This window comes from Streptomyces sp. OZ13 (assembly GCF_052068155.1).
Lineage (GTDB): Bacteria > Actinomycetota > Actinomycetes > Streptomycetales > Streptomycetaceae > Streptomyces.
Window position 1 is genome coordinate 94,051 of sequence record NZ_JBQHCZ010000001.1, and the last position, 25,959, is coordinate 120,009.

Consider the following 25,959-nt stretch of genomic DNA (forward strand, 5'->3'; position numbering starts at 1 on the left):
AGCGACGGGCCCCGACGTACGGAGAGGCCCGGGCGGACGTCCCGCAGACGTCCGGGACCTCCACGAAGAAAGGGCGCGCACCCCATGGCCAGGAAGAACGTGGCGGAGCAGTTCGTCGACATCCTCGTCCGCGCCGGAATCCAGCGGCTCTACGGCGTCGTCGGCGACAGCCTCAACCCCGTCGTCGACGCCGTCCGCCGCACCGCGGGCATCGACTGGATCCAGGTCAGGCACGAGGAGGTCGCGGCGTTCGCGGCAGGCGCGGAGGCCCAGATCACCGGCAGGCTGGCCGCCTGCGCCGGCTCCTGCGGGCCCGGCAACCTGCACCTCATCAACGGCCTGTACGACGCGCACCGCTCCATGGCGCCCGTCCTCGCTCTCGCCTCGCACATCCCCTCCAGCGAGATCGGACTCGGCTACTTCCAGGAGACCCATCCCGACCAGCTGTTCCGCGAGTGCAGCCACTACAGCGAACTGATCTCGAGTCCCCAGCAGATGCCCCGGCTGCTCCAGACGGCGATCCAGCACGCCGTCGGCCGCGGCGGGGTGAGTGTGGTGTCGCTGCCGGGCGACATCGCGGACCGCCCCGCGCCCGAGAAGTCGATCGAGCACGCGCTGGTCACGACCCGCCCCACCGCCCGCCCCGGCGACGCGGAGATTGACAAGCTGGTCCGGATGATCGACGAGGCCGAGCGCGTCACGCTCTTCTGCGGCAGCGGCACGGCGGGCGCGCACGCCGAGGTCATGCAGTTCGCGGAGCGCATCAAGTCGCCCGTCGGTCATGCGCTCCGCGGCAAGGAGTGGATCCAGTACGACAACCCCTACGACGTGGGCATGAGCGGCCTGCTCGGCTACGGCGCCGCCTACGAGGCCACCCACGAGTGCGATCTGCTGCTCCTGCTCGGCACGGACTTCCCGTACAACGCCTTCCTCCCGGACGACGTCAAGATCGCGCAGGTCGACGTCAGGCCGGAGCATCTCGGCCGCCGTTCCAAGCTGGACCTCGCCGTGTGGGGCGACGTGCGCGAGACCCTGCGCTGTCTCACTCCGAGGGTCCGGGCCAAGACGGACCGCCGGTTCCTGGACAAAATGCTGAAGAAGCACGCCGACGCCCTGGAGGGCGTGGTCAAGGCCTACACCCGCAAGGTCGACAAGCACGTCCCCGTCCATCCCGAGTACGTCGCCGCCGTCCTCGACGAACTGGCCGACGACGACGCCGTGTTCACCGTGGACACCGGCATGTGCAACGTGTGGGCCGCCCGCTACATCTCACCCAACGGCCGCCGCCGCATCATCGGTTCCTTCAGCCACGGCTCGATGGCGAACGCCCTTCCGCAGGCCATCGGCGCCCAGTTCGTCGACCGTGACCGGCAGGTCGTCGCCATGTCGGGCGACGGCGGGTTCACCATGCTGATGGGCGACTTCCTCACCCTGGTCCAGTACGACCTGCCGGTGAAGATCGTGCTGTTCAACAACTCGTCGCTGTCGATGGTGGAGTTGGAGATGCTGGTCGCGGGGCTGCCGTCCTTCGGCACGTCCTACCGCAACCCGGACTTCGCGGCGGTCGCCCGCGCGGCCGGCGCCTACGGGGTACGGGTGGAGAAGCCCAAGCAGCTCGCGGGCGCGCTCAAGGACGCCTTCAAGCACAAGGGCCCGGCGCTGGTCGACGTCGTCACCGACCCGAACGCGCTCTCCATCCCGCCGAAGATCAGCGCGGAGATGGTGACCGGATTCGCGCTTTCGGCCAGCAAGATCGTGCTGGACGGCGGGGTGGGCCGGATGGTGCAGATGGCCCGCTCGAACCTGCGGAACGTGCCGAGGCCCTGACGGCGCAAGGCCGGTGGCCACGGACAAGCGCCCGTCCAGCGCCGCCGGTCGCCGGGACGAGAACGGGTGGAGCGTGCTTGTCCGGCCATCGGCATGGCGTCGGCGGCGTGCGGGCCGGCCGGCGCGGCGTCCGTGCGGCTCAGCGGGCAGGTGAACGACTCGCGGCGACCGCCCTTCCCGCGATGCGCGGCCCCACACATCGGCCTCCCGGCGGGGAACTGACGAAATCGGCATGAGTGGTGTCCCCCGGGCGGGGCATGCATCCGGTGACGCTACGAAGCCATGGCACGTTCCGATGTGGGTGGGGGAAGATGACTGGACGTCACGGGGGCGCGGTCCGGGGCCGGCTGCATCGCAGACTCGGCAACGGCGATCTCACGGCCGTGCCCGAAGTGCGGCACGCGTTACGCGACCTGCTGGGCAAGTGGCCGGAGCGGGCGGAGGGCGGCACGGCGGACGCGGCAGACGTGGCCGAGCTGCTCGCCAGCGAGTTGGTGACCAACGCCTTGATACACACCGACCACGGAGCGGTGGTGACGGCCACCGTCGAGGACTCACGACTCCATGTGGAGGTCCAGGACTTCATGGCAGGGCTGCCCGTGCGGGACGTACCGACCGCCGACCTCGGTACGGGCGGCAGGGGCCTGGTCCTGGTGGAGCGCCTGGCCGACGCATGGGGCGTGCGCACGGCCAAAGGGGTGGGCAAGGTGATCTGGTTCGAGCTGCACGCGGGGGCGGCCTGACCAGCGGCCCCTGTATCAGAGGCCGCCGGCCGGCGGCTTCCCGTTGCACACCCCGGCCGAACGTCCTGCCGAACGCCCGGCCGAGGACCCTGGCAGGGTCCGCCGCGGGGCCGCTCCCGGCTCGGCGTCAGCCGAACTGCTGCTCCAGATGCTTGAGTTTGCGTTCCAGGGAGTCGAGACGTGGCAGCGCCTGCGTGTCGTCCTCGGCCGTGAGGTCGACCGTGACCGGTTCGGGACCGGCCGGCTTCAGGGCCTGGAGCGACGGCCGGGCCCGCAGAGGCAGTTGTCCGGGCTCCGCTATGACAGGCTCCACGACGGACGAGGACGAGCTGCCCGGCTGCTGGGAGCCGCCCGTGGCCGGACCGAGGGCGGGCAGTTGCGCCCCTCGGTCCGCCCGGCCCAGCCCCCAGCTGCGGTGCTGCCTGTTGAGGGCCCTGATCTGGGCGCGCTCCAGCTTCTCCCGGTCGCGTCGGCGCATCCGGTTCTGCTGCTTCTGCCGCCGGTCCTCGCGCACCTCGTCGACCGCCTCGTCCAGGGTCCGCACGCCCTCGAGGAGCATCAGCGACCAGGCCGCGAAGGTCTCCCTGGGCGCCCGCAGCCACCGAACGATCCGGATCTGCGGCAGCGGCCGGGGCACCAGCCCCTGCTCGCGCAGCGCGGCCCGGCGGGTCTGCTTCAGAGCCCGGTCGAACAGGACCGCGGCGGACAACGACATGCCCGCGAAGAACTGCGGTGCGCCCGCGTGGTCGAGGCCCCTGGGCGCGTGCACCCAGTTGAACCAGGCCGCCGCGCCCGCGAACGTCCACACCAGGAGCCGGGAGCCCAGGGCGGCGTCACCGTGGCTGGCCTCCCGCACGGCGAGGACGGAGCAGAACATGGCCGCCCCGTCGAGGCCGAACGGCACCAGGTACTCCCAGCCGCCGGTCAGGTTCAGGTTCTGCCGGCCGAAGCCCACCAGTCCGTGGAAGGAGAGTGCCGCCGCGACGGCGGCGCAGCAGAAGAGGAGGACGTAGGAGGCGGTTCCGTAGACGGCCTCCTTGCGCCTGCGGCGTTCCTCGCTGCGCTCCCAGGAGTCATCGGCCGCGGCCTTGTCACCGGCGCGCTTGCCGCGCGCGAGCACCGCCACCGCCGCCAGGACTCCCAGGATCATCACGGCGCCCGGAAGCAGCCAGTCCAGCGATATGTCGGTCAGTCTCATGTGCGGTGTCCCTTGCATCGCGGTAGGGCGTTTCGGCCGCCATATTGGCCGAACGCGGGGGACACCCAGGGGCTTTCCGAGCAAGAGAACGCCAACGGGGCCGTCCCGTACGCGAATAGGTGCGATCTGCTCGAACTGACACGTGAACAGGGGGAGTTGCGTTCGAATTCATGCCACTCGAAAAGGTGGCGTGGAATCACGCAGTCTGTTGAAGGCGGGCGACCCGGTCGGCGTCGCAGGTGCGCGGGCAGGTGACACAGGTGTCCTCCGGCCGCAGCGTGTAGAACAGGCAGCAGCTGGCCCGGTCGCGGGTCGGCAGCGCTTCGCCGTTCGGACCCGTCAGCTCGCGGAACCCGGCGGTGCCCACGTACGGCTTGGTCGCACCCGGCAGCAACTGCTCGAGCTCCGCCACCGCACGCTGCTCCTCGCCGAGCAGGTGGCCGACGTACCACAGGCCCTCGACGATCTCGTCGGTCGCCATCCCCCACAGGGCCCGCTTGCCGCGGCGCATCCGGGCTCCGAAGCCGTCGAGGACCGGTCCGATGTGCTCGGCGACGGCCGCGCGCACCTCGTGGCGCAGCGCCTCTTCGTCCGGTACGACGCGGGCGCCGGGCAGCTGTGCGGCGGGGTCGTCCGGGAGGCAGGCGAACTCCCGGATGCGTACCGTCATGTGACCCAGCGCACGCTGGAAGGCGACGTCCTCGACCGGGACCCGCGGCACCCTGCGCACCAGGAACCAGGGAACGGTGACCAGGAGGCATGCGGGCCAGGCGTAGCGGTGCAGACCGAAGCTGGCGACGACGTCGGGACGGGCCTGCTGTCCGTAGTCCTGGAGCACCTGCGCGTTGTCCCAGGCGAGGAAGGCGTCGAGCGGGGCGCCGCCGGCCGCCAGGTCGGCCGCCCGGACCCAGCCGGCGCCGTCGGGCGTTCGTCCCTCGTCCGTGAGTTCCTTCACGCGCAGCCCGGGGAAGACCTCGGCGAGGCGCGCATAGGCGTCCGTCACCGGTGAGGTGAGGCCGGGCATCAGTGCGGGAACGGTCATGCTGGGGACCACCGAATCGCGATCATTAGCAGGTTAGCCTTACCTTACCCGATGATCTCGATGTTTGAACTGTGGGCCCGGCCGCCTATCGTGCACTCAGGGCCCCGCATCGGCGAGCCGGGCCGGTCGGACTGCCGGAGGAGGACCCGAGTGGAGCAGGCCAGAGCGCGTGACCTCGCCGTTCCGCAGTCGTACGCCTCCGTTCGCGTACCCGCGCAGGGTGCCCCGGGAGCGGCCCTGGAACAGGTCCGCGGCGAACACACCCACAGTGAGCCCCCGGCACCCCGTCCCGTCCAGCGTCACTCGGTGCGCGGTCAGATCCTCCACGCCCTGCGCACGGCCCTGGTCGACGGCGACCTCGTCCCCGGGGAGGTCTACTCGGCCCCGGTCCTCGGCGAGCGCTACGGCGTGTCCGCGACCCCGGTGCGCGAGGCGATGCAGCAGCTGGTCATGGAGGGCGCCGTCGAGGTCGTGCCGAACCGCGGCTTCCGCGTCGCCCGGCGCACCGCCCGCGAACTGGCCGAACTGGCGGAGGTCCGCGCGCTGATCGAGGTCCCGGTCATGCTGCGGCTGGCCCGCACGGTCCCGGCCGACCGCTGGAGCGCGCTGCGCCCGCTGGCAGAGGCGACGGCCGCCGCGGCCGCGACCGGCGACCGGGCGAGCTACGCCGAGACGGACCGCGCGTTCCACCGTGCGGTCCTCGCCCTCGCGGGCAACGAGCAACTGCTGGCGGTGGCGGACGATCTCCACCGGCGTTCCCAGTGGCCGCTCAGCGGCGCGCCCACCACCCGCCGCGCCGACCTGGTCGCCGACGCGGCAGAACACACGGCGCTGCTGGAAGCGCTGGCGGCCCAGGACCTGCCGGTGGTCCAGGCGCTGGTGCGTGAGCACTTCGCGGGCTCGGACATCTGAGCGCGCCCCGGACCCGAGGGGACGACGACGTGCGCGGCACGGTGTGGGCGGTGGCGAACCAGCTGGGCGTCGTGGCGGGCACCCCCGCCGAACTGCTGTCCGCACTGCTGGCGGGGCCGCCGCGCACGGTGCGGCTCGGCGGCACGGGTCACGATGCGGCCGAGGTGGCGGAACTGGCGGACGTGCTCCGGGAGTTCGGTCACGTACGGGTGGTCGTGGAAGGTCCTGACGATCAGGCCCCTGCCAGGAAGCCCGGTGACGACGAACCCGTGGACACGGCCGACGCGGAAGCGGTCTGCGCGGCCGACCCCGTGCGGGTGACCGCCGCATACGAGTCGGCCGACGACGAGTGCGGCGGCCTGCGCGGTGCCTGGCTGCGGGCCGGCCAGTCGCTGATCCGCGACCAGGACCCGGCACGGCGCGCCCTGGTCCTGCAGACCGCCCTTCCGCCGGACGCCGACCCGCGGGTACGGCAGGCACTTGCCCGGTCCGCCGCGGCGGCGCCCTGGTACATGGAACGGGCCCTGCCCGGCCCGGTCGCCGCCCTGGCCGTCCTGCCGGGGGGCGCGCTGGTCGTGGCCGATCCGGGCGGTGGGGTCCGCGTCCTTCCCGACGGTGTCCGGCAGCAGTCGACGGCCACCCGCGTCAAGGCCGCCGCCGTGCTGGAGCAGGACACGGTCCTGCTCCTGGACGAACGCGGCCGGCTCCACCGTCACGGCGGGACCGGGACCGCGCTGACGAAGGCCGTCGTCGCCACCCTCGCCCGACATCCGGGCACGGCTCTCGCCGCGGCGGCGGATGTCGTGCTCGTCGGCGACCGCATGGGCTCGGTCCACGCCTTCGGCTCGGGCGGCCTCCACCAGGCGGCCCTGCACTCCGGCCGTGTCACCGCTCTCGCGGCCACCGCGTCACCCTCCCTCGCCGTCCGGACCGGCGGCACGGACGGCGCGGTCCGCGCCTGGTCGCCCGCGGGCAGCGGGCACGGCTCGACCGTGTCGCAGCGGCCCTCGCCGGTCGTCGCCCTGCACACGGGGCCGACGCCCGAGGGGCCGGCCCTCGCGGTCGCCTGGGCGGACGGCCTGGCGGAACTGCACCGCCCGGGAAGGCGCGACGTGCTCACGTTCCGCCCGGGTCCGGCGATCCGGGCCGTCGCCGTCACCGCCGAAGGCGCCTTGTGCGTCGGCACGGAAGAGACCCTGATCCGTCTTCGGCCCCGCTGACCCCGTCGGCGGGCAGCGGGTGAGGGACATTGTCGGACCGAGCGCCGAGCCCGCGCGGCGCGCCGTCTCGTACGGACTCGGAGGACGGGCAGCGCGCACGAGTGACGTCCCGAACCTGTCCTGGCCGTCGCCTGCTTGACCGGAGACTTCCTGGCGGCCGTTGCCCGAGGGGCCCGCGTCATGACGGCTTCGCTGACCCCTTCGACCGCCGTGCGGCGGTCCCCCGTTCCGGGCTGTGTCGTGCATCACATCCGGCCCATGTCACGTCCTGCCCGCCTGCTCCCATCTGGTGGGCGTCAGCAAGCGAGCCGAGGAGGACGGAACGATGAGCGCACGGCAGGAGATCGGAACGGCGACCGCGCACCGCGTGGTGATCCTGGGGGCGGGATACGCGGGGACGGCCGCGGCCGTCCAGCTCGCCGCCCGGGTGAAGCGGCGCGAGGACGTACGGGTGACCCTGGTGAACGCGCAGGAGCGGTTCACCGAGCGCATGCGGCTGCACATGACGGCGACCGGGCAGCAGCCGGCGGAGCTGAGCATCCCCGAACTGCTGGAGGGCACAGGTGCGCAGTTCGTGCGCGGCTGGGTGACGGCGGTGGACCCGGGAGCGAAGACCGTCCGGATCGACGACGACCGGGTCCTGCACTACGACACGCTGGTGTACGGGTTGGGCGGGGTCGCCGAAACCTCGGCGGTGCCGGGGGCCGAGGACCACGCGTACACCCTGAGCAGCGCCCAGGACGCCGAGCTGCTGGCCGGCCGGCTGGCGCGGCTCGGCAGCGGCACGGTGGTGGTCGCGGGCAGCGGGCTGACCGGCGTCGAGGCGGCAGCGGAGATCGCCGAGCGGCACCCGCGGCTGAGCGTGGTGCTGCTGGGGCGGCAGGAGCCCGGTGCGGCCATGAACCCGAGGGCGAGGGCCTATCTGCGCGCCGCGCTCGACCGGCTGGGCGTCCGGGTGCGCGCCGGCGTCGAGGTGGTGAAGGTACTGCCCGACGCCGTGGAGTCGGCGGGCGGGGAGAGCATCACGGCCGACGCGGTCCTGTGGACGAGCGGCACGCGGACCTCGCCCCTGGCGGCCGCCGCCGGGCTGGCCGTCGACGAGCACGGGCGCATCCTCACCGACGCCGCGCTGCGGTCGGTGTCCCACCCCGAGGTGTACGCGATCGGCGACGCGGCCGCGATCCGCCAGGGGTACGGCGTCATGCACGGCACCTGCCAGGGCGGCATGCCGACCGGGGTGCACGCCGCACTGTCGATCGACCGGGTGCTCAGGGGGAAGCAGCCCAAGTCGTTCCGTTTCGGCTACTACCACACGCCGGTGAGCCTGGGCCGCGGTGACGCGGTGGTTCAGTTCACACGGCCCGACGACAGCCCGCGCCGGATCTGCCTGACGGGCCGCCTGGCCGTCCGGTACAAGGAGACGGTGACCGCCTCGCCCTGGCCGACGTACGGCCGTATGAAGAAGCTGCCCGCCTCGGGCGCGTTCTGGCCCCGCGGGGGCCGCTTCACCCGGGTCCGGGGGTCCAAGTGACAGACGTGTCCGCCCATCCGGACCACCAGGTGTTCCACGAGCACCGGCGGTTGCTGTTCTCCGTGGCCTACCGCCTCCTCGGCAGCGCGGCCGATGCCGAGGACGCGGTCCAGGACGCCTGGATCAAGTGGTCCGCCGGGGACCGCTCGCAGGTGGCCGACCCCAAGGCGTACCTGACGCGCATCGTCTCCAACCTGGCGCTGGAACGGCTGCGTTCCGCCCGGCACAAGCGGGAGACCTATGCGGGGCCGTGGCTGCCGGAGCCCGTCCTCACCGGCGGGGATGCCGCCGAGGCCGTCACGGACGCCGAGTCGGTGTCGATGGCCATGCTGGTGGTGCTGGAGACGCTCAGCCCGCTGGAACGCGCGGTGTTCGTGCTGAAGGAGGTCTTCGACTTCAGCCACGCCGAGATCGCCGAGGCCGTTGAGCGTTCCGAAGCCGCGGTGCGACAGGCCGCGCACCGGGCCCGCGAGCACGTGCGGGCCCGGCGGCCGCGCTTCGCCGCCGACCGGTCACGGCAGCGCGAAGCCACCGAGCGGTTCTTCGCCGCCGCGACCGGCGGGGACGTCAACGCCCTGATGGAACTGCTCTCCCCGGACGTCACCCTGTGGACCGACGGCGGCGGCAAGGTCCGTCAGGCCCTGCGCCCGGTCGTGGGCGCCGCCACGGTGGCCGCCTGGTTCGCGGCCATCGGCACCGTCACCTACCAGGGCGTCGCGCCTGCCGACATGAAGGCCGAACTCGTCGGGATCAACGGTGGACCGGGCATCGTGTTCAGCGGACCGGGACGCGTGATCGCCACCGTCACCTTCGACTTCGACGCCGACGGTCGTATCACCGCCATCCACAACGTGGCCAACCCGGACAAGCTCCGGGCCGTCGCCGACGGCACCGCTCACGACCTCGGAGCGCGGTGAGCGCCGGCACGGCATGCGGCCGCCGGGCGGGACGGCTGGGACCGTCCGCCCGCCGGCGCCCCGTCAGCCGCGTACCAGGGCCGGCGAAGGCTCGGCGCACGATCCGGCACGGACGCTCCACGAGCCCCGGGCATCCTCCCAACTGAGCGTCGGCCAGGCTGTATTAGTGTGTCCGTTCGAGTTGTCCGACAGGGTGGGGGCCGACATGACCGCGGAATCTCCGGAGGTGCCGGAGTCGTCCATATCCGACGAGGAGTGGGCGAGGTTCCAGCTCGAGAGCGAGGGGCCCGCGCGGCTGGCCGCCCCCAAGGAGCCGTCCGCCAGGGCACGGATGGTCACCGAACGGCTGCGGCGCGCCGACGAGGAAGCCGCCCGGCGGCAGGGGCGGCTGCGGCGCTGGGCACGCCGGGGGAAGCCCGTGGAGTCCCGGCCCGCCGGGTGGCGGGAGTGGCCCGGCCGGCCGCAGGCGGTGAAGCCGCGCCGCAGGGTGCGCGGATTCGTCTGGGCGGGCGTCGTGGTCGTCCTGGTGCTGCTCGCCATGAATCCGCAGCGGGTCCTCGCCTGGGTGACGTGATCAGCTCGCGGGCGGTGGCTCCAGTCCGGACAGCAGCGAGGCGATGTCCAGTCCGGTGAGCAGGTACTGCTCGAACGCCGCGTTGTGCAGTGCCCACGGCGAACGCCGCAGCCTGACCCGGTCGATGGCGCCCTCCGCGTCGTGTCCCAGTTCCATGAGGGTCTGGGCGGCCACCAGGCCGGCGCGGTTGTAGCCGGAGTAGCAGCGCACCAGCACCCGGCGTCCCGCCCGTACGGCGTCGGCGGCCGTCAGTGCCACCCGGCGCACGCGGTCGATCTCGTCGGCGGTCAGCCAGTCGTCGGGGATGGGGACGACATGATGTTCCACGCCCTCGTCGGGGCCGTGGCCCTCGCGGGTGTAGAGGCTGATCACGACGTCGAACTCGTCGGCGACCACGACGTCCTGGTGCCGGCCCGCGGTGTCCGCCCAGACGTGACCGCCGACCCACAGGCCGGTCGTGATCTCGTCCCACCGGCTGCGCGGCTCGGGGACGTCGCCCTCCCTGCGGCGGGTCCTCACTGGCCCGCGGGCTCGGGCTCGGCCACGGAGGGCTGCGGAGGCACCACGGGCGACAACTGCGCGCCCAGCCACACCGGCACGCCGCCCAGCAGCCGGAACAGCCTGCGCGCCTCGGAACGCAGGCGGCCCGCCTCGGGCTCCGGTTCGCAGTCCGCGAGCCCGGCGAGGGCGGGCGCGGTGCCGATCAGATAGCCGAGGTCCTCCCGGATGCGCAGGCACTCGGAGAAGCCGTGCCGGGCCTGAGTCAACTCGCCCTCCCTGAGGGCGAGTCCGGCCTGCTGCTGCCAGGTGAACGACAGCAGCAGCGGGTCGTTCTGCGCCTTCGCGCCGGCGTGGGCCCGCTGGTAGGCGGCGAGGGCCGCCTGCGGCGCGTCCGCGATGTGCTCGGAGACCAGGCCGCGCCGGAAGTCGAGCAGCGGGCGTCTCGGTGAGGCGGGGGAGAGGAGCGCGGTCGCCCTGCCGAGAGCGGAGCGGGCCTCGTCGGCCCGGTCCCGTACGCCGAGGCGGGTCGCCGCGTAGGCCAGCCGGCCGCGCTCGCTCGCGGCGCCGCCGCGTTCCTCGTCGTCGCGGGCGACGGCTTCCGCCGTGCGCAGCGCGTCCTCGGCCTCCGCCCAGCCCTCGCAGGTGAACAGGCAGCGCTCCACGAGCAGTCCGGCCCGCTCCAGTGCCGCCGCGGGGTCCGCGGCTCGGGGCGCGAGCAGCGCCGCCGCATCGGTCCAACAGCCGCGCGAACGCAGCCGCCATACCGCGGTCTGGAGTGGATCGTCACCTGCTGTGGTTCCGGAACCAGACATGGCGGTATGCGCCACTTGCCCTCCCCGAGCACGCCATCGAGCTGTTGAGTCAGACGGCATCTCAGCACGGATCCGCACGCCTGGCCAAGGGTTCAGGTGAATCAATTCACAATCTTTCAGCGGCCGACCGGGTCGCCATGGGCGCCGTCGCCGGGGGAGATCAGGGCGAGATGGCCCCCGTCGTTGAGCGGTGTGGGCACCTTCAAGGTCGTCACCAGGGGGGATGTGCCAGGGGCCGCGTCGGCGTCAACCAAGTGGATCTCTCCATGACCCCCACGGGTGACGGCGACGAGCGATGATCCGGGTGACGCGGCGACCGCCCGGCGCTGTACCCCGTCCCACGGTGTGCCGCCGGGCCGGGGCGCGCCGTCCATCGCCGGCAGCGGCAGCCGGGCGGCGACGGCGGGGGAGTCCGAGTCCGTCGTGACGAGGACGAGTTCGTCGCCGTCGGGGTGTACCCGGGCGTACGCGGTGCGGCGCGCGGCGACGGCGAGACGGAAGACCAGCCCGGGGCCGAGCGGAATGTGCCCGGTGGTGTCGTGCTCCAGCGAGTGCCACCAGGCGTCGTTGGTCCACTCCGGCCAGCGGCCCGGGTCGGCGGGCCCGCCCCGTACGCACGACCAGAGCGTCCGGCGCGCCGGATCGAGACGCAGGTAGTAGCCGCGCCCCGCGCCGGCCCACGGCAGCGGCTCCTCCGCCACCAGGGCGCCGCCGTCGCGGCGGGCGCGCCGGACGCCGGAGCCGGTGGCCGCGAACAGCCGCCCGGAGAGGGGGTCCTGGGCGTCGCCGTGCCCGTCGTCGTCGGCGAGCGGCAGTTCGGCCGCGGGTACGGCGGGCGGGCAGGCCGGCGCGGCGCTCATCAGGTCGGCGTGCCGGTAGGCGGTGAACGAGCCCGGTTCCCGGTGGCGCAGTACGACGAGCGCGTCCTCCTCGGCGGGGCCGCCGAGGACGGTGACGCCGGGCTCGCCCGTACGGGCGCGGACCCGCACCGATCGCGGTCCGCCCGGTGCGCCGAGGTCCACCGCTGTCAGCAGGTCGCTCCACGCCTCCCAGTTGCGGCCGAGTCCGGTGGTGACGGCGAGCAGTCGCCCGGTCGGATCGGCGGCGAGATGCTCGGCGGGAACGGCCACGGGCACGGTCGCCGCCGTCAGCGGCCGCCCCGTGTCCGGGCCGTACGGGTCGAGGACGACGAGCTCGCCCGCGAGGTCGTCGACGAACGCGGTACGGCCGCCGGGCAGGGCGAGGAAGCCGGCGTGCTCGGCGAGGTGGCGCCCTTCGACGCGGCCGGTCTCCCGCCCGTCCGGAAGGCTCAACACGTATACGGCGCCAGCGACCTGGTCGGCGACGAGCAGGCGCGGAGAGGCGGGGGCAGGGTTCACGGACACGGCGGTCTCCGGGGTCGGCGGTCGGACGGTGTTGTTGGCAATGATTATCATGTAGAAATGATGCCGGGTCACCCGTCCGGCCGAGCCGAAACGAAAGAGATGCGATGCCGCGCAGAGCGATGAGGACCGTCCGCCGATGGGCAGCCGCCGCTGTCCTGGGAACCCTGCTGGCGGGCTGCGGGGCACCCGCCGAGGAGGCCGGCGACAAGCCGGACGGCACGGCGCCGGCGGTCGACGTACGGGCCGAACCCATCACCCCGGCACGGAAGATCACCGACGCCGCGGGCGTCACCGTCACGACGCCCGCCCCGCCCGAGCGGGTCGTGTGCCTCGTGGCCCTCTGCGACGACATGCTCGCCGAACTCGGCATGCGGCCCGTGGCCACCAACTCGCAGCTGCTGGCCCGTAAGGAGTTCCTCGGCGAGAAGGAGGCCGCGGGGATCCCCGTCGTCCCCGGCGGGTTCATCAGCCCCGAGGCGGAGGCGATCCTGTCCCACGAGCCGGATCTCGTCATCGGTCTCGAGGACACCCACGGCAAGCTGGCCCCCGCGCTGAAGGGCGCCACCGTCTTCTGGCCCGTGCAGCCCCGCGCGTGGGAGGACAGCGTCGGATATCTGCGCGACCTGGCGGCCCTGACCGGACGTACGGAGCAGGGCGAGAAGGCCGAGCTCGCCTTCCGGCAGAAACTCGCCGACGCACGGACCGCGAAGAGCGACAGCACCTCGCTGATCATCTTCGGGAGCGACGAGAACTTCGGCGTCGCCACCCCCGGCACCGACGTCGCCGCCGGACTGTTCCCCGGCATCTCCCACTACCCGTGGCAGAGCCGTGGCGTCGAAGGCTCCTACAGCATGGAGGAGATCCTGGCGCGCGACGTCGACGTCCTCTTCGTCGAGACGCTGTCCTTCGGCGGGCCCTCCGAGGGCAAGCTGTCCGACCGGCTCGCCGAGAACCCGCTCTGGTCGCAGATCCCCGCCGTCAAGAACGGCAAGGTGTACGAGGTCGATCCCGAGGTGTGGGCCAAGGGGCGCGGCACCCGGTCCCTGAGCATCGTCCTCGACGAGGCCACGGCCAAGCTGCGGTGAAGCGCCGGATCGCCGCCGCCGGCGGACTGCTGACGGCGGCGGTGCTGTGCGCGCTGTCCCTCGGCACGCCGTACGTACCGCTGCTCGGACTGCCCGCCGCCCTCGGCGGCGACGGGCTCGCCGGCCTCGTCGTCACCGAACTGCGGATGCCCCGGCTCGTCCTGGCGCTCGTCGCCGGAGCCTGCCTGGGCGCAGCCGGCCTGGTCCTCCAGGAGGCGCTGCGCAATCCGCTCGCCGTGCCCGAGATGCTCGGCGTCTCCTCCGGCGCGGCACTCGGCGTCGCCGCGCCCCTCGTCCTCGCCCTCTCCGTGCCCCTGGCCGTACAGCCGCTGCTCGCCGTCGGCGGAGCCGCGGTCGGGGGCGTACTGACCCTGATCGCCGCCGGTCTCGGGCGCAGCCCCTCGGCGGTCCTGCTCACCGGCGCCGCGGTCGCCGCGGCGCTCCAGGCGGCGCTGCTGGTCCTGATGGTGCTGGCCGACCAGCTCGACCTCCAGCTCATCTACCGCTATCTGCTGGGCAGTCTGTCCGCGCGGACCTGGCAGGACGTCACCGGTCTCTGGCCGTGGCTCGTGGCCGCCGTCCCCGCGCTGGTGCTCTGCGCGCCGGTGCTGTCGGTGCTGCGGCTCGGCGACGACGACGCCCGGGCGCTCGGCGTGCGGGTGCGGCGGGCCAGGTTCGCCGCCCTGGCCATCGCCGTCGTGCTGATCGCGCCGGTCGTCGCCGTCTGCGGACCCGTCGCCTGGGTCGGCTTCCTCGCACCCCACCTGGCCCGGCGGCTCGACCCGCGGGGCGACGCCGTGCGTTGGCTGCCCTGGTCGGCGGTGTGCGGCGCCCTCGTCGTCGCCTGCGCGGACCTCCCCGCCCGGCTCGCGCTGGCACCCGTCGAGACACCCGTCGGCGCCTGGACGGCGCTCCTCGGTGTGCCGGCCGGGGTCGCCCTCATGAAGAGGAAGGAGGCCCTGGCGTGAGCGCACTCGCACCCCTCACCGTCCGGCGGGGGCCGCTCGTCGTGGCCGCGCTGCTCGTCCTCGCCGTGGGCTGCGCCGACCTGGTCGCCGGGCGTTCGCTGGACGCCAGGGACGTGTGGCAGGTGCTCGGCGGCGACGGCGACCCGGCGGCACGTCACATCGTGCTCCGGCTCAGACTGCCCAGGACCCTCGTCGCGCTGGCCGCGGGCGCCAGCCTCGGACTCGCGGGCATGGTCCTCCAGTCCGCCCTGCGCAACCCGCTCGCCGGCCCGGAGGTCACCGGCGTCACCCCCGGCGCGGTGCTCGGCGCCGTGACCGCGACGGGTCTCGGACTGGCGGGGTGGCGCTCACCCGCGGCCGTGGTCGTCGCCGCCTGCATCGGCGGATTCGCGGGCGCCGGGCTGCTGTGGCTGCTGACCGGCCGCGAGAAGTCCGACCCGGCGCGGACGGCCGTCCACGGGGTCCTCGTCTCGGCGGTCCTCTCCGGGCTCACGGCGATGGTCCTGCTCGTCGCACCCGGCGAACTCGGCAGCGTCGTCCAGTGGCTGGTGGGCTCCACCGAGGGCCGCGTGTGGGAGCACTGGGTCCTGCTGTGGCCGTGGGCGGCGGTCTGGGCGATCGCCGCCTGGGTCATGGCCGGGCCCCTGACACTGCTGCGCTGCGGCGACGAACAGGCCGCCGCGGCGGGTCTCGCCACCGGCCGGGCCCGCGCCACGGCACTCGGCTGCGCCGTCGCGCTCACGGCGGGCGCGGTCTCCGCCGTGGGAGCCCTCGGCTTCGTCGGACTCCTCGTCCCCCACCTGGCGTTCGCCGTCTTCGGCGCGGACCTGCGCCGCGCCCTGCCCGGCGCGGCGCTGCTGGGAGCGGCGGTCGTGACCGGAGCCGACGCGGGCGCCCAGTGGCTGTCGCGCGCGCTGGCCGGGGCGCTGGACATGGACCGGCTGTCCGTACCGACGGGCGCGCTGACGACATGCGTCGGGGCCGCCCTGCTGCTGGCGGTCGCCCGGCGCTCGGCGGGCCCCGAGTGATGCCGTGCCCGCGGCCGCCCGGCCGCACCCGCCGCACCGCGCAGGCGGGGCGGCAGCCAGAACCCCGGCGGCCAGGGCCGCCCCGTCAGGGAGGACACCCATGACCACGGTCACCCGCCAGGAAGCCGGTGCAGGAACACGCCGGCCGGAGCAGCAGGGGACGTTGAACATCGAGGGACTGCGCTTCGGATACGGCCGGCGGGAGGTGCTGAGCGGGGTCGATCTCGACATCGGGACCGGCGAGAGCGTCGCCCTGGTCGGACTCAACGGCTGCGGCAAGAGCACCCTGCTGCGGCTGTGCGCGGGGCTGCTCACACCCGCGGCCGGCCGGGTGCGCCTCGGCGGCGACGACCTCGCCCGGCTGTCACGCAGGAGCACGGCCCGCAGGGTCGCCCTGCTGCACCAGTCGGCCCCGGCCGTACCGGGCATGACGGTACGTCAACTCGTCCGGCAGGGCCGCTACGCGGACCGGGGCCCGCTGGGCATGCTCAGGGACGGCGACGACGCCGTCTGCGCGAGGGCCATGGCCGACGTGGGTGTCGGTGAGTGGGCGGACCGGCCCGTCGATTCCCTGTCGGGCGGCGAACGGCAGCGCGTACGGCTCGCGATGGCCCTGGCGCAGGACACCCGAGTGCTGCTCCTCGACGAACCCACGACCTACCTGGACCTGCGTCACCAGCTCGAGGTCATGCAGACGGTCGTCCGGCTCCGGGAGGAGCGCGGACTGACCGTCGTGATGGTGCTGCACGACCTCGGGCACGCGGCGCGGTTCGCCGAGCGGATCGTGGCCCTGCGGGCGGGCGCCGTGGCCGCCGACGGCCCGCCCGCCGAGGTCGTCACGCCCGGCCTGCTCGCCGAAGTCCTCGGCGTGGCGGGGCGCGTGGGACGCGACCCGGAGGGCGGCTGGCCCGTGTGTTACCCGGATCACCCACTTCCTCTCGGCGAACCCCTTGCGAAATGAAAATCATATTCATTAGTGTCCTGGGTGTCGCTGCCGCACAGTCCGGGCGGCGCAGCCAGGAACCGACGAATGGAGAGCAACTCATGGAGCAGCACAAGGTCTTCAGCCCGATCGCCGAGCAGGGCCAGCTCGCCCACCTGTCCGCCACCCACTCCAACGCCCTCGTCGAGAACCCCTTCGAGGACAGCGCCGCCGCCGTCGAGACCGACAGCGACAAGTAGCCCCCGCCATCGGGCCCGCCCGGAACACCGTTCCGGGCGGGCCCGACCCGCACCCGACCACTCGTCCCGAACCCCAGGAGAACCCGTGGCCACCGCGCGACTCGCCCCCGGCGTCGCCCTCGTCACCGTCCCCGGACAGGGCCTCGCCGTCCGGACGCCCGACGGCGAGTTCCTCCGCGTCGACACCGGCACGGCGGCACCGGACACGGTCGTCGCGCACCTGACCCGCGCTCCCGGCCGGCCGGAGGACACCGCGCCCGGCTCCCCGCACCACGGCCCGGCCGCCACGGGCTCCGGCCCCTCGGCCCCGGGCGTCGTCGACAGTGAACTCGCGGTCCTCGTGACCGCGTTCGGCGACGCGGGCTACCTCGCCCGCGACGGGGACCGCGTCCGCGGGCCGCTCGCCGGACACACCGTCGTCGTCCTCGGCGACGACGTGCTGACCGAGCCGCTGACCCGGTTCGTACGGGCAGAGGGCGGCGAAGTGCGCCACGCGACGCGGCTCACCGACCTGCCCGACGAGGCGTCACCCCGCGCTGTCGTCTGGTGCCTCGACTCGCCCGCGCCGCACGGGCTGTGGGACGAGGCGGACCGGCTGCCGGCCCGCGGGGTCGGCTGGCTGCGCTGTCACCGCGAAGGCACGACGGCGTGGCTCGAACCACTCGCGGCCGGCCCGGGGGACGTCACCTCGGCCGACGTACGGCTGCGACGCCTCGCCGCGACGCCCGCCCACCGCGAACTCGCCGCCTACTGGGCCGGATCGTGCACCGACGACACCGGACCGGCCCACACCGCGGCCTCGGCCGCCCTCACGGCCTCCCTGCTGACCGCCGACCTCATCGCGTGGGCGGCGGGCCGGGGCGGCTCGCGCCGACTGCGCCGCGTCGACCTGCGCGACCTCACCGTCCACGAGCACACCGTGCTGCCGGTCCCCGCCGTCGCACCCCTGACGCGATGACGGCCGGACCCGTGAACGAAGGCCCGGCCGTACCGGTGCCGGAACCCGTTCCCCTGCCCGGACCCGTCTGCGTGCGCGTGCCCGTCGACGGGGCGGGTCTTGCCACCAGCGTGCAACTGCCCGGCGGCGACGGGCCCTTCCCGGCCGTCGTCCTGCGCACCCCGTACGACCTGCGCAGCCACCGCGACGAGGCGCGCGCCTGGGCCGCCAGGGGCTTCGCCGCCGTGGTCCAGGACGTACGCGGCCGGCACGCGTCCGACGGCGACTGGCAGCCCTACCGGTACGAGGAGGCCGACAGCGCCGCCACGCTCCGCTGGGTCCGCGGCCGGTCCTGGTCGGACGGACGAGTCGTCGCCGCCGGCTCCTCGTACGCCGCCCACTGCGCACTCGCGGCCGTCGCCGGCGGCGACCCCCGGAGCAGGCCGGACGCGGTGATCGCCGCCGTGCCCGCTCTCGGTCTCGCGGAGACGGCCCGCGAAAGCGGCGGCGTGGAGCGGCTGTCGGCCCGCGCGGGCTGGTGGGCGGCGCACGGCGACCGTCCCGACTCCGACACGGCGGCCCTCGACAAGGCCCTCGTGCGCGACCCCCGGCTCCTCGAGCACCTGCCCCTCGTCCGTCTCCCTGAGCGGCTCGGGCGCCCGCTTCCCTCCTGGCCCGGGCTCTGGGCCGCGTCCCACCGGACCGCGCCCGCGCCCCGCGCGCCGGTCCCGCTCCTCGCCGTGGGCGGTACCCGCGACCCGTTCGCCGACGACACGCTGCGGCTGTGGCGCGACTGGCACGGTCCCGCACGGCTGCTCGTCGGACCGTGGGGCCACGGCCTGACCTCCGAGCCCGCCCCGGAGGCGCGCCCCGGGCACCGGCTGCGGCTCGGCGCACTGTACGTACGGTGGGCACGCGCAGCCCTCGAAGGCGCTCTGGGCCACGAACGCCGGGGCGCCGTCGCCCTCGGCGGCAGCGAACACTGGTACCCGGCACCGCACGGCACGGGCGGGCGGACCGCCTGGCCGTTCGGCGTGCCCGGCGGACTGCGGCTCCTCCAGGGCGACACCTTCGTCGCCGACCCGGAACGGCCCGTCCGCTCCGACGACTTGAGCGTCGAACGCCGTGACGTCCCCGACCGCGCACTGCTCGTCACCCCGCCGCTGCCCCGCCCCCTCGACCTGTGCGGCGCGGCCGGAGCGGAGCTGTGCGCGACCGCCGTCACCCCCACCGCCGACTGGGCCGTACGCCTCGTCGCCCTCGATCCGGACGGCCGGGCCCGGCCGCTCGCCACCGGCATCGTCCGCAGGTCGGACCCGGCCGGCGAGGTGGCCCGGTTCCGGGTGCCGCTCGGCCTCGTGGCCCACCGGCTGCCGGCGGGGACGCGGCTGCGCGTGGAGGTGGCCGGACACCACTTCCCCGCCCACGCCCGTAACCCGCACACCGGCGAGGACCCGGTCCACGCCACCCGTCTCACCGCCTCGCGCAGGAGCCTGCGGCCGGACGGCAGCAGCCTGCTGCTGCCCGTCGTACGCGGCGGCCGGCCCATCGACCCCGTACAGGAGACATGCAGTTGACCAGCCCCCTGACCCTCGACGCGCTCGTGGACCCCGTCTGCGGGCTGATACGCGCCGTGGAGCCCGTACCGCACCCCGCGGGCGCACCTCCCCGCTACACCGCCATGACCGCGGACGTCGGCGACGCACGCCGTTTCGGGGCGTGGCCGGCCGACCGGGTGTCGCTCGGCACCACGTTCGGCGATCTCGAAGGCGCGCGGATCGCCGCGGTCGCCGAGGCAGTGGAGCGCTACTGCGGCAACCGGCTGCCCCCCGCCGGACACCCCGACGCACCCCGCCGGGCCACGGCCGCGGAACTCCTCTCCGAGGGCCGCACCCTCTACGGGCCCGGGGACCTGCCCGTCTACGCCGACTGGCAGTACGAACGCCCCCGTTTCGAGTACGGCCGCCTCACCCCCGACACTCCCGCGCTGTGGGCCCGCGCGCAGGAGCGCGGCGAGGAATGCTGGGCGCCCGTCGCGCTGACCCACCTCAACTGGCGGCAGGGCGACTTGCGTGACCTGCCCCGTACCCACCACCTCAACTACGCGGGCATCGCCACCGGCCAGGGCTTCGACGACGCCGTCGAACGGGGGCTCCTCGAGGTCGTCGAGCGTGACGCCCTCGAACTGTGGTGGCACCTGGACGGCCCCACCCGCGGCATCGACCCCGGCTCCGTCCCCGGCCTCGCCCGCGACCTGGACGGCTGCGGACTCGAGGTTTTCGTCGTGGAGATGCCCTCCGAGTTCGCGCCGTGCGTGGCCGCCCTCGTCCACGACCCCGCACGCGCCATCCACGCGGCCGGCTTCGCCTGCCGCTACGACCCGGCGGAAGCCGCCCGCAAGGCCGTCCTGGAGGCCGTGCACACCTGGGTGTTCACCCAGGGCACGACGGAGGCCGACGGCTGGGTCTTCCGGGCGATCGACGCCGGGATGCTGGCACGCGGCCTGTACCTGGACCACCGTGCCGACCGCCGCTACCTCGACGACTGCGGCCCCGACTTCCGTGCCGTCCGCGACCTCGGCGCACACGTCCAGGTGTGGCTGGACCCCCGGACGGCGCCGCTGGCCGACCGCTTCACCCGGCCCGCCCTCGGCGTCGTTCCCGTCAGCGAGATCGCGCACGGCGACCGGTCCGCGCTGGAGGGGCGCCTCGCGGCCGGCGGGCACCGGGTCGTCACCCTGGACCTGACCACGGAGGACGTCGCCGAGACGCCGCTGCGGGTGGCCCGCGTGCTCGTCTCCGGGCTCGTGCCCAACGCGCCCGCCGCGTTCGGCTACTTCGGCTGTCCGCGGTTCGCGGAGGCCGCGGTCGGACGCGGCTGGCGCGACCGCGCACCCAACGGGCCCGGCGACTTCACGCTCACGCCGCCCCCGCACATGTGAGGCGGTGACGGTGCCGCATTCGCCCATAGTGACCGAAGCGCTTGCCCTGGTCCGTTCCACGGCGGACCCCGGCCCCGATCTCCCCGCGGGGCCCGCGGCCGTGCCGATGCGCGGCGAGGCGCTGCCCGTCCCCGCCCCACTGGACCGCACCCTGCGGCTCTCGCTCGCGGGCGACAGGCTGCGGCCCGCGCCCTCGGCCGGCGCCCTGCACCCGGTGGACACCTTTCTGCTGCTCGGCACCGGCTGCGGGCTCCCGCCGGGCGTCTACGCCTACGACCCGGCGCGCCACCGTCTGCACCGGCACGGCCCGGCACCGGAACCGGCGCCGGCGGGCGCCTTCGCCGTCCTGGGGGTGACCCCCCGCCGTACCGTGTCGCACTACGGCCACCGGGCCTGGCCGCTGGTGCTGCTCGACGCCGGCCATGCGGCGGCCGCACTCGCCCTGGCGGGCGCGCACGCGGTGTGCCTGGACGCGGACGGCGGGCTGCTGTCCGCGGCGGCCGGGGGCGTGCCGGTCGCCCTGGCCGCGGTGCAGCTGCTTCCCGGGGATCACGGCGCGCTCGCGCGCTGGGCAGGCGACCGGAACAGCGCCGTGTCACCACCGTGGGCGCAGGAACCGCCGGGCTGCCTGCGCACGGCGCTGCGGGTCCTCGGTGAGCTCACCGACTCCGGAGGCAGCCGAGGCAGTTGGCGTACGGTCGCCGGTCGAGGACCGGACGACGCCGTGCTGCTGACGCGGCGCAGCGCGTCCCCGGGCTTCCACGGATCGCCGTCGAACGCCGTGCTGGCGCGGATCCTCGCCGCCGCGGAGACCGCGTCACCGACGGGCCCACGCTGGTGCCTGGCGGTCGGCGGGCCACGACCGGGCCTGCTGACGAGCCGCCCGCCGGCCGCGTCGGACGGGGCAGTCCCCGGCGAGCCGGCCGTGCACGGAGACCTCGTCCCGCGCCGAGGGGCGACCGACGCCCTCCACCGATTCGCCTCCGGCGACGTGTTGCCCACACTCGCCCACTGGGCCGCCCGGCAGGGCTGGATCGCGCGGGCGGGGGCCGTGCTCCTCGCGTACGGCTGCCCGGCGGGAGCACCCGGCGCCCGGGTCCGGCACGACCACCTCGCGGCCGGCTACGGCATCGGCCACGCGCAGGCCGCGGCGACCGCCGCCGGCGTGCCGTCACGGCCCGTCGGCTCCTGGCAGGGCGCGGACCTCGGGGCCGCGCTCGGCGGACCGCCGGGACAGGACTGGGTGATCCACGGCCTGGCCCTCGGCCGCAGCCCCGCCGACCGCGGGGCGGCGGGACCGCCGTCGGGCCGTACCACCGGCCGTACGGCAGGACCGCCGGCGGGCGGTGCGGCGGGACCGACCACCGGCCGTACGGCCCGTCCTGCCGCCGGCCGTGCGACAGGCCGTACGAACCAAGGAGACGAACCGTCATGATGCTCCACCCGGATCTGCTGCGCGCCGCGCGTACCGCGCGGCGCCCCCTGCTCACGGCCACCGCGCTGCTCGCGGCCGTCACCGTCACCCATCTCGCGCAGGCCGTCCTCCTCGCCGTCGCCCTGGCCCGTATCGCGCGCGGGGACACCGGCGGACTCCCGCCGCTGCTCGGCGCGGTGCTCGCGGCCGTCCTCGCCCGCGCCGTCCTCGGCCGCGCGCAGCGGCGCGTCGCGGTGAACGCCGGAGCTGCCGTGCGCACCGGGCTGCGCGACGAACTGCTCGTACGCCTAGGCAGGAACGGGCCGCCGCAACAGGCCGACGCGCGTGCCGGAGCCGTACGCGCCACTCTCGTCGACGGCGTGGAGGGAGTCGACGCGTACGTCTCCCGCTACCTGCCCCAGCTGCTCATCACCTGCGCCGTGCCGCCGGCACTCCTGCTCGCCGTGGCCGTCGTGGAGCCGTTGGCCGTCCTCGTGCTGGCCCCCGCCCTCGTGCTCGCGCTGTTCGCGCCCCGCTGGTGGGACAAGCTCCTGGAGCGCCGCGGGCAACAGCACTGGGGCGCGTACGAGGCCCTGTCCGCCGACTACTTGGAGGCGTTGCAGGGCATGCCCGCCCTGCGCGCGGCCGGCGCGGTCGGACGCACCAGGGCGCGGCTGGAGGAGCGTTCACGGGAATTGCACCGTGCCACGGTCGCCAAACTCCGCGTCTCGCTCGTCGACACGGGACTCACCGACCTCGCCGTGCAGGGCGGCACGGTCGCCGCCGCGCTCGTCGCGTGCGGTGCCGCCGTGTCGGGGCACGCGCCCTCCACGAGCACGTATCTGGTGCTGATGCTCGCGGCCGAGTGCTTCCGCCCCGTGCGGGACCTGTCCAGGGAATGGCACTCCGGGTACCTCGGGGTGTCGGCCGCCGACGGGATCGCCGCTCTGCGCACCGCGGAGGGCGGCGTACCCGACACGGGACGGACCGTCGCCGCATGGCCCGCCGCCCCCGAAGTTCGCTTCGAGGACGTGGACTTCACACATCCCGGCGGCGGACGCCCCGCCCTCCAGGGTGTGACCTTCACCGCCCCCGCAGGCCGTGTCACCGCGATCGTCGGCCCCTCCGGCGCCGGCAAGTCGACGCTGCTGGGCCTGCTGCTCCGCCGAGCGGACCCGGACCGGGGCAGGGTGCTAGTCGACGGCCTCGACGCCGGCGCGTACACGCTCGGCTCGCTGCGCCGCGGCATCGCGGTCGTCTCCCAGGAGACGTACCTCTTCCACGCCACGGTCGCCGACAACCTGCGCCTCGGCGCCCCCGGGGCCACCGACGCCGCCCTGCACGACGCCGCCCGGGCGGCCGGCATCCACGACGAGATCGTCCGGCTGCCCGACGGTTACGCGACACAGGTCGGCGAACGCGGTGCCACCCTCTCCGGCGGCCAGCGCCAACGACTGGCCCTGGCACGTGCGTTGCTCGCCGACGCGCCCGTCCTCGTGCTCGACGAGGCGACCAGCGCCGTGGACGAACGCCGCGAGGCCCGCATCGTCGGCGAACTGCTGTCGGCCGCCCGGGGCCGCACCTGCCTCGTCGTCGCCCACCGCCTCGACTCCGTACGGGACGCCGATCGCATCGTCGTCCTCGACGGCGGACGTGTCGACGCCGTCGGTGACCACGCGGCCCTGCTCGCGGGGGACGGCGTCTACGCCCGCCTCGTCGCGGCCGGACGCACCACAGAAGGAAGGGCCGCATGAAGACCGGACAAGAGGTCGGGCGAACGGCCACGCACAAGGCGGAACAGGGGACCGAACGAGGCGCTCTTCGGGCCCTGTTGCCGGTGCTCGACGCCCATCGGGCCATGACCGTCCGCACATTCGCCGCTGCCCTCGCCGACCAGGCGGCCCTCGTCGCCCTGGTCACGCTCACCGCCCACACCGTCGGCACGGCCGTCGTCGAACGGCAGGCCCCCGGCCCCGTGACGGTCACCGCCCTCCTCGTGCTCGTCGCCGTGCGCGCCCTCGCCACCTGGCGCGAGATGGACCTCTCGCACGACCTCGCCTACCGCGTCCTGGCGGAACTGCGCGTCCGGGTCTTCGACGGCCTCGCCCGCAGCGCACCCGCCCGCATCCAAGGGCGACGCAGCGGCGACCTGGCCTCCGCCGCGCTCGGTGACGTTGAGGCCCTGGAGTTCTTCTACGCCCACGCCGTGGCACAACTCCTCGCATCAGGAGTGGTGTTCGGCGGAGGATCGGTTGCGCTCGCGCTGCTCGAACCGTGGCTGCTGCTGCCCGTGCTTCCCGTCGCGGCGCTGCTCGCCCTCGGCCCGCTGCTGGAGTCCCGCGGCCGCGCGGTGCGCGGCGCCCGGACCCGGGCGGCGGCGGCAGACCTTTCGGCGGAGGCCGTGGAGACCGTCGACGGACTCCGGGAACTGCTCGCCTTCGGCGCGCTCGACGCCCGGCGCGACCGGCTGCGCGCCCACGGCCGCGCCCTCGGGGAGGCCCAGCGGTCGGAGCAGGCGTGGGAAGCGGACGCGGCCGCCGTGCGGGACCTGCTCGTCGTCGTGGCCGTCGTCGGAGTCGTACTGGCGGCCGCGCACACCGTCGCCGGCGCCTGGGCGCCCGCGGCGATGGCCCTGGCGCTCGGCGTGCTCGCACCGGTCGCCGACTCGGCCGCCGCGCTCGGCCAGGCGGGCGGGCTGCGGGCCGCGGCGTCGCGGGTGGGCGCCGCCGTACGGGCCCCCGCGGGCGCACCCCCGCCCGCGGCGCCCCGGCCGCTGCCCGGCGGGCCACTCGGCGTACGGCTGAGGGATGTGCGCTTCGACTACGGCGACCGGGCCGTGCTCGACGGGCTCGACCTGACGGTCCGGCCCGGCGAGACACTCGCCCTCGTCGGCGTCTCCGGCGCCGGCAAGTCGACGTGCGCGCATCTGCTGGCCCGGTTCTGGGACCCGTCGTCCGGTGCCGTGGAACTCGTCCTTGAGTCGGGGCCGCCCCTTGACCTGCGCGACCTCGCCGAAGCCGACCTGCGCGGGGCCGTGTCCGTCGTCGGCCAGGACGCGCCGCTGTTCCACGGGACGCTGGCGGAGAACCTCCGCCTCGCCGCACCCGACGCGGACGCGACGGCCTTCGCGGAGGCGGCACGGGTGGCCGGGGTCGACCGGATCGCCGCCGAACTGCCCGACGGGTACGAGACGCGCGTCGGCGAACGCGGCACGACGCTGTCCGGCGGCCAGCGCGCCCGCATCGCGCTGGCCCGCGCGCTGCTGACGCGCCCGCGCGTGCTGGTCCTGGACGAGACGACGGCCAACCTCGACACCGAGGGCGACGCGGCGGTGGCGTCGGCGCTGACGGCCGGCGCGCCCCTGCGCACGACCGTCGTCGTGGCCCACCGCCCGTCGACGATCCGCCGCGCCGACCGCGTGGCGGTACTGGAGTCGGGACGGATCGTGCAGACGGGCACGTGGGCGGAGTTGGCGGCGGAGGGCGGCGCGTTCGCGAGGGTGCTGGCGCGGGGGGCGTAGGCGGGCGTGGCCGCTGCGCGGGGCCTGTTCCCCACCCCGCCCCTTCCCGAACCGGGGCAGGCCCCGGACCCCGTACCGCCTTCGGCGGTACCTCAATCGCCGGGCGGGCTGAGGTTGCCGGGCAACTTCAGCCTCGCCGGCGTTTGAGGCGCGGGGGTCCGGGGGCAGAGCCCCCGGAAACATCGCGCGCAGCGCGGTGACGGGTCCGGGCGGAGCCCCCAC

The 25,959-nt window shown here is 74.8% G+C and carries 23 protein-coding genes; 18 read left to right on the forward strand and 5 right to left on the reverse strand.

The window, feature by feature from the left end; genetic code table 11:
* Positions 1–84 precede the first annotated feature (84 nt).
* Together ACTMTU_RS00425 and ACTMTU_RS00430 are read left to right on the forward strand one after the other, a co-directional pair.
* Positions 85–1,827, forward strand: coding sequence for a pyruvate dehydrogenase (locus tag ACTMTU_RS00425; protein ID WP_441261374.1), 1,743 nt, complete (start codon positions 85–87; stop codon positions 1,825–1,827).
* A 311-nt stretch (positions 1,828–2,138) separates the two neighbouring features.
* A complete protein-coding gene (locus ACTMTU_RS00430) occupies positions 2,139–2,570 on the forward strand; it encodes an ATP-binding protein (RefSeq protein WP_441261375.1) in 432 nt (143 codons plus the stop codon).
* 127 nt (positions 2,571–2,697) lie between these two features.
* On the opposite strand, the gene ACTMTU_RS00435 is transcribed toward ACTMTU_RS00430, so the two are convergent.
* Both ACTMTU_RS00435 and ACTMTU_RS00440 read right to left on the reverse strand, forming a co-directional pair.
* Positions 2,698–3,768, reverse strand: a complete 1,071-nt coding sequence (locus tag ACTMTU_RS00435; RefSeq protein ID WP_441261376.1) for a DUF2637 domain-containing protein — start codon at positions 3,766–3,768, stop codon at positions 2,698–2,700.
* A gap of 196 nt (positions 3,769–3,964) precedes the next feature.
* Positions 3,965–4,810, reverse strand: coding sequence for a (2Fe-2S)-binding protein (locus ACTMTU_RS00440; RefSeq protein ID WP_441261377.1), 846 nt, complete (start codon positions 4,808–4,810; stop codon positions 3,965–3,967).
* A gap of 150 nt (positions 4,811–4,960) precedes the next feature.
* Here ACTMTU_RS00440 and ACTMTU_RS00445 point away from each other — a divergent pair, with 150 nt between their 5' ends.
* The 5 genes from ACTMTU_RS00445 (at position 4,961) to ACTMTU_RS00465 (ending at position 9,964) form a co-directional block, all read left to right on the forward strand.
* Positions 4,961–5,722, forward strand: a complete 762-nt coding sequence (locus ACTMTU_RS00445; protein WP_441261378.1) for a GntR family transcriptional regulator — start codon at positions 4,961–4,963, stop codon at positions 5,720–5,722.
* Positions 5,723–5,751: 29 nt separating this feature from the next.
* Positions 5,752–6,942 (forward strand): hypothetical protein, encoded by a 1,191-nt coding sequence (locus ACTMTU_RS00450; protein WP_441261379.1) that lies wholly within the window; start codon positions 5,752–5,754, stop codon positions 6,940–6,942.
* 325 nt (positions 6,943–7,267) lie between these two features.
* Positions 7,268–8,473: an NAD(P)/FAD-dependent oxidoreductase gene (locus tag ACTMTU_RS00455; protein ID WP_441261380.1), complete on the forward strand. Its 1,206-nt coding sequence runs from the start codon at positions 7,268–7,270 to the stop codon at positions 8,471–8,473.
* Positions 8,470–9,390: an RNA polymerase sigma-70 factor gene (locus tag ACTMTU_RS00460; RefSeq protein WP_441261381.1), complete on the forward strand. Its 921-nt coding sequence runs from the start codon at positions 8,470–8,472 to the stop codon at positions 9,388–9,390. Before ACTMTU_RS00455 ends, ACTMTU_RS00460 begins: the two co-directional genes overlap by 4 nt.
* A 205-nt stretch (positions 9,391–9,595) precedes the next feature.
* Entirely contained in the window at positions 9,596–9,964 is a 369-nt protein-coding gene (locus ACTMTU_RS00465; RefSeq protein WP_441261382.1) for a hypothetical protein, read from the forward strand.
* On the opposite strand, the gene ACTMTU_RS00470 is transcribed toward ACTMTU_RS00465, so the two are convergent.
* The 3 genes from ACTMTU_RS00470 to ACTMTU_RS00480 form a co-directional block, all read right to left on the reverse strand.
* Positions 9,965–10,483, reverse strand: coding sequence for a protein-tyrosine phosphatase family protein (locus ACTMTU_RS00470; RefSeq protein ID WP_441261383.1), 519 nt, complete (start codon positions 10,481–10,483; stop codon positions 9,965–9,967).
* Positions 10,480–11,277: a hypothetical protein gene (locus tag ACTMTU_RS00475; RefSeq protein WP_441261384.1), complete on the reverse strand. Its 798-nt coding sequence runs from the start codon at positions 11,275–11,277 to the stop codon at positions 10,480–10,482. The genes ACTMTU_RS00470 and ACTMTU_RS00475 overlap by 4 nt, the downstream gene beginning before the upstream one ends.
* Before the next feature lie 116 nt (positions 11,278–11,393).
* Positions 11,394–12,713 carry a hypothetical protein gene (locus ACTMTU_RS00480; protein ID WP_441261385.1) on the reverse strand — a complete coding sequence of 440 codons (1,320 nt, stop codon included), beginning with the start codon at positions 12,711–12,713 and terminating at the stop codon, positions 11,394–11,396.
* A 53-nt stretch (positions 12,714–12,766) separates the two neighbouring features.
* On the opposite strand from ACTMTU_RS00480, the gene ACTMTU_RS00485 reads away from it, so the two are divergent.
* From ACTMTU_RS00485 to ACTMTU_RS00535, 11 genes are all read left to right on the forward strand, one after another.
* Complete coding sequence (locus tag ACTMTU_RS00485; protein WP_441261386.1) at positions 12,767–13,747, forward strand: ABC transporter substrate-binding protein; 981 nt, start codon at positions 12,767–12,769, stop codon at positions 13,745–13,747.
* Positions 13,744–14,715 (forward strand): FecCD family ABC transporter permease, encoded by a 972-nt coding sequence (locus tag ACTMTU_RS00490; protein WP_441261387.1) that lies wholly within the window; start codon positions 13,744–13,746, stop codon positions 14,713–14,715. Before ACTMTU_RS00485 ends, ACTMTU_RS00490 begins: the two co-directional genes overlap by 4 nt.
* Complete coding sequence (locus ACTMTU_RS00495) at positions 14,712–15,743, forward strand: FecCD family ABC transporter permease (protein WP_441261388.1); 1,032 nt, start codon at positions 14,712–14,714, stop codon at positions 15,741–15,743. The genes ACTMTU_RS00490 and ACTMTU_RS00495 overlap by 4 nt, the downstream gene beginning before the upstream one ends.
* Positions 15,744–15,843: 100 nt before the next feature.
* Positions 15,844–16,704: an ABC transporter ATP-binding protein gene (locus ACTMTU_RS00500; protein ID WP_441261389.1), complete on the forward strand. Its 861-nt coding sequence runs from the start codon at positions 15,844–15,846 to the stop codon at positions 16,702–16,704.
* An 83-nt stretch (positions 16,705–16,787) separates the two neighbouring features.
* Positions 16,788–16,925, forward strand: coding sequence for a streptamidine family RiPP (gene amiA, locus ACTMTU_RS00505; protein WP_364597084.1), 138 nt, complete (start codon positions 16,788–16,790; stop codon positions 16,923–16,925).
* Between the two features lie 85 nt (positions 16,926–17,010).
* Positions 17,011–17,883: a hypothetical protein gene (locus ACTMTU_RS00510; protein ID WP_441261390.1), complete on the forward strand. Its 873-nt coding sequence runs from the start codon at positions 17,011–17,013 to the stop codon at positions 17,881–17,883.
* A complete protein-coding gene (locus tag ACTMTU_RS00515) occupies positions 17,880–19,439 on the forward strand; it encodes a CocE/NonD family hydrolase (RefSeq protein WP_441261391.1) in 1,560 nt (519 codons plus the stop codon). Before ACTMTU_RS00510 ends, ACTMTU_RS00515 begins: the two co-directional genes overlap by 4 nt.
* The gene (locus ACTMTU_RS00520) at positions 19,436–20,803 is read left to right on the forward strand and encodes a YcaO-like family protein (protein WP_441261392.1); all 1,368 of its coding nucleotides are present in this window, start codon (positions 19,436–19,438) and stop codon (positions 20,801–20,803) included. Before ACTMTU_RS00515 ends, ACTMTU_RS00520 begins: the two co-directional genes overlap by 4 nt.
* 28 nt (positions 20,804–20,831) lie before the next feature.
* Positions 20,832–22,238 (forward strand): nitroreductase, encoded by a 1,407-nt coding sequence (locus tag ACTMTU_RS00525; protein ID WP_441261393.1) that lies wholly within the window; start codon positions 20,832–20,834, stop codon positions 22,236–22,238.
* Entirely contained in the window at positions 22,235–23,971 is a 1,737-nt protein-coding gene (locus ACTMTU_RS00530; RefSeq protein ID WP_441261394.1) for an ABC transporter ATP-binding protein/permease, read from the forward strand. The genes ACTMTU_RS00525 and ACTMTU_RS00530 overlap by 4 nt, the downstream gene beginning before the upstream one ends.
* Positions 23,968–25,737 (forward strand): ABC transporter ATP-binding protein, encoded by a 1,770-nt coding sequence (locus ACTMTU_RS00535; RefSeq protein WP_441261395.1) that lies wholly within the window; start codon positions 23,968–23,970, stop codon positions 25,735–25,737. The genes ACTMTU_RS00530 and ACTMTU_RS00535 overlap by 4 nt, the downstream gene beginning before the upstream one ends.
* Positions 25,738–25,959 lie beyond the last annotated feature (222 nt).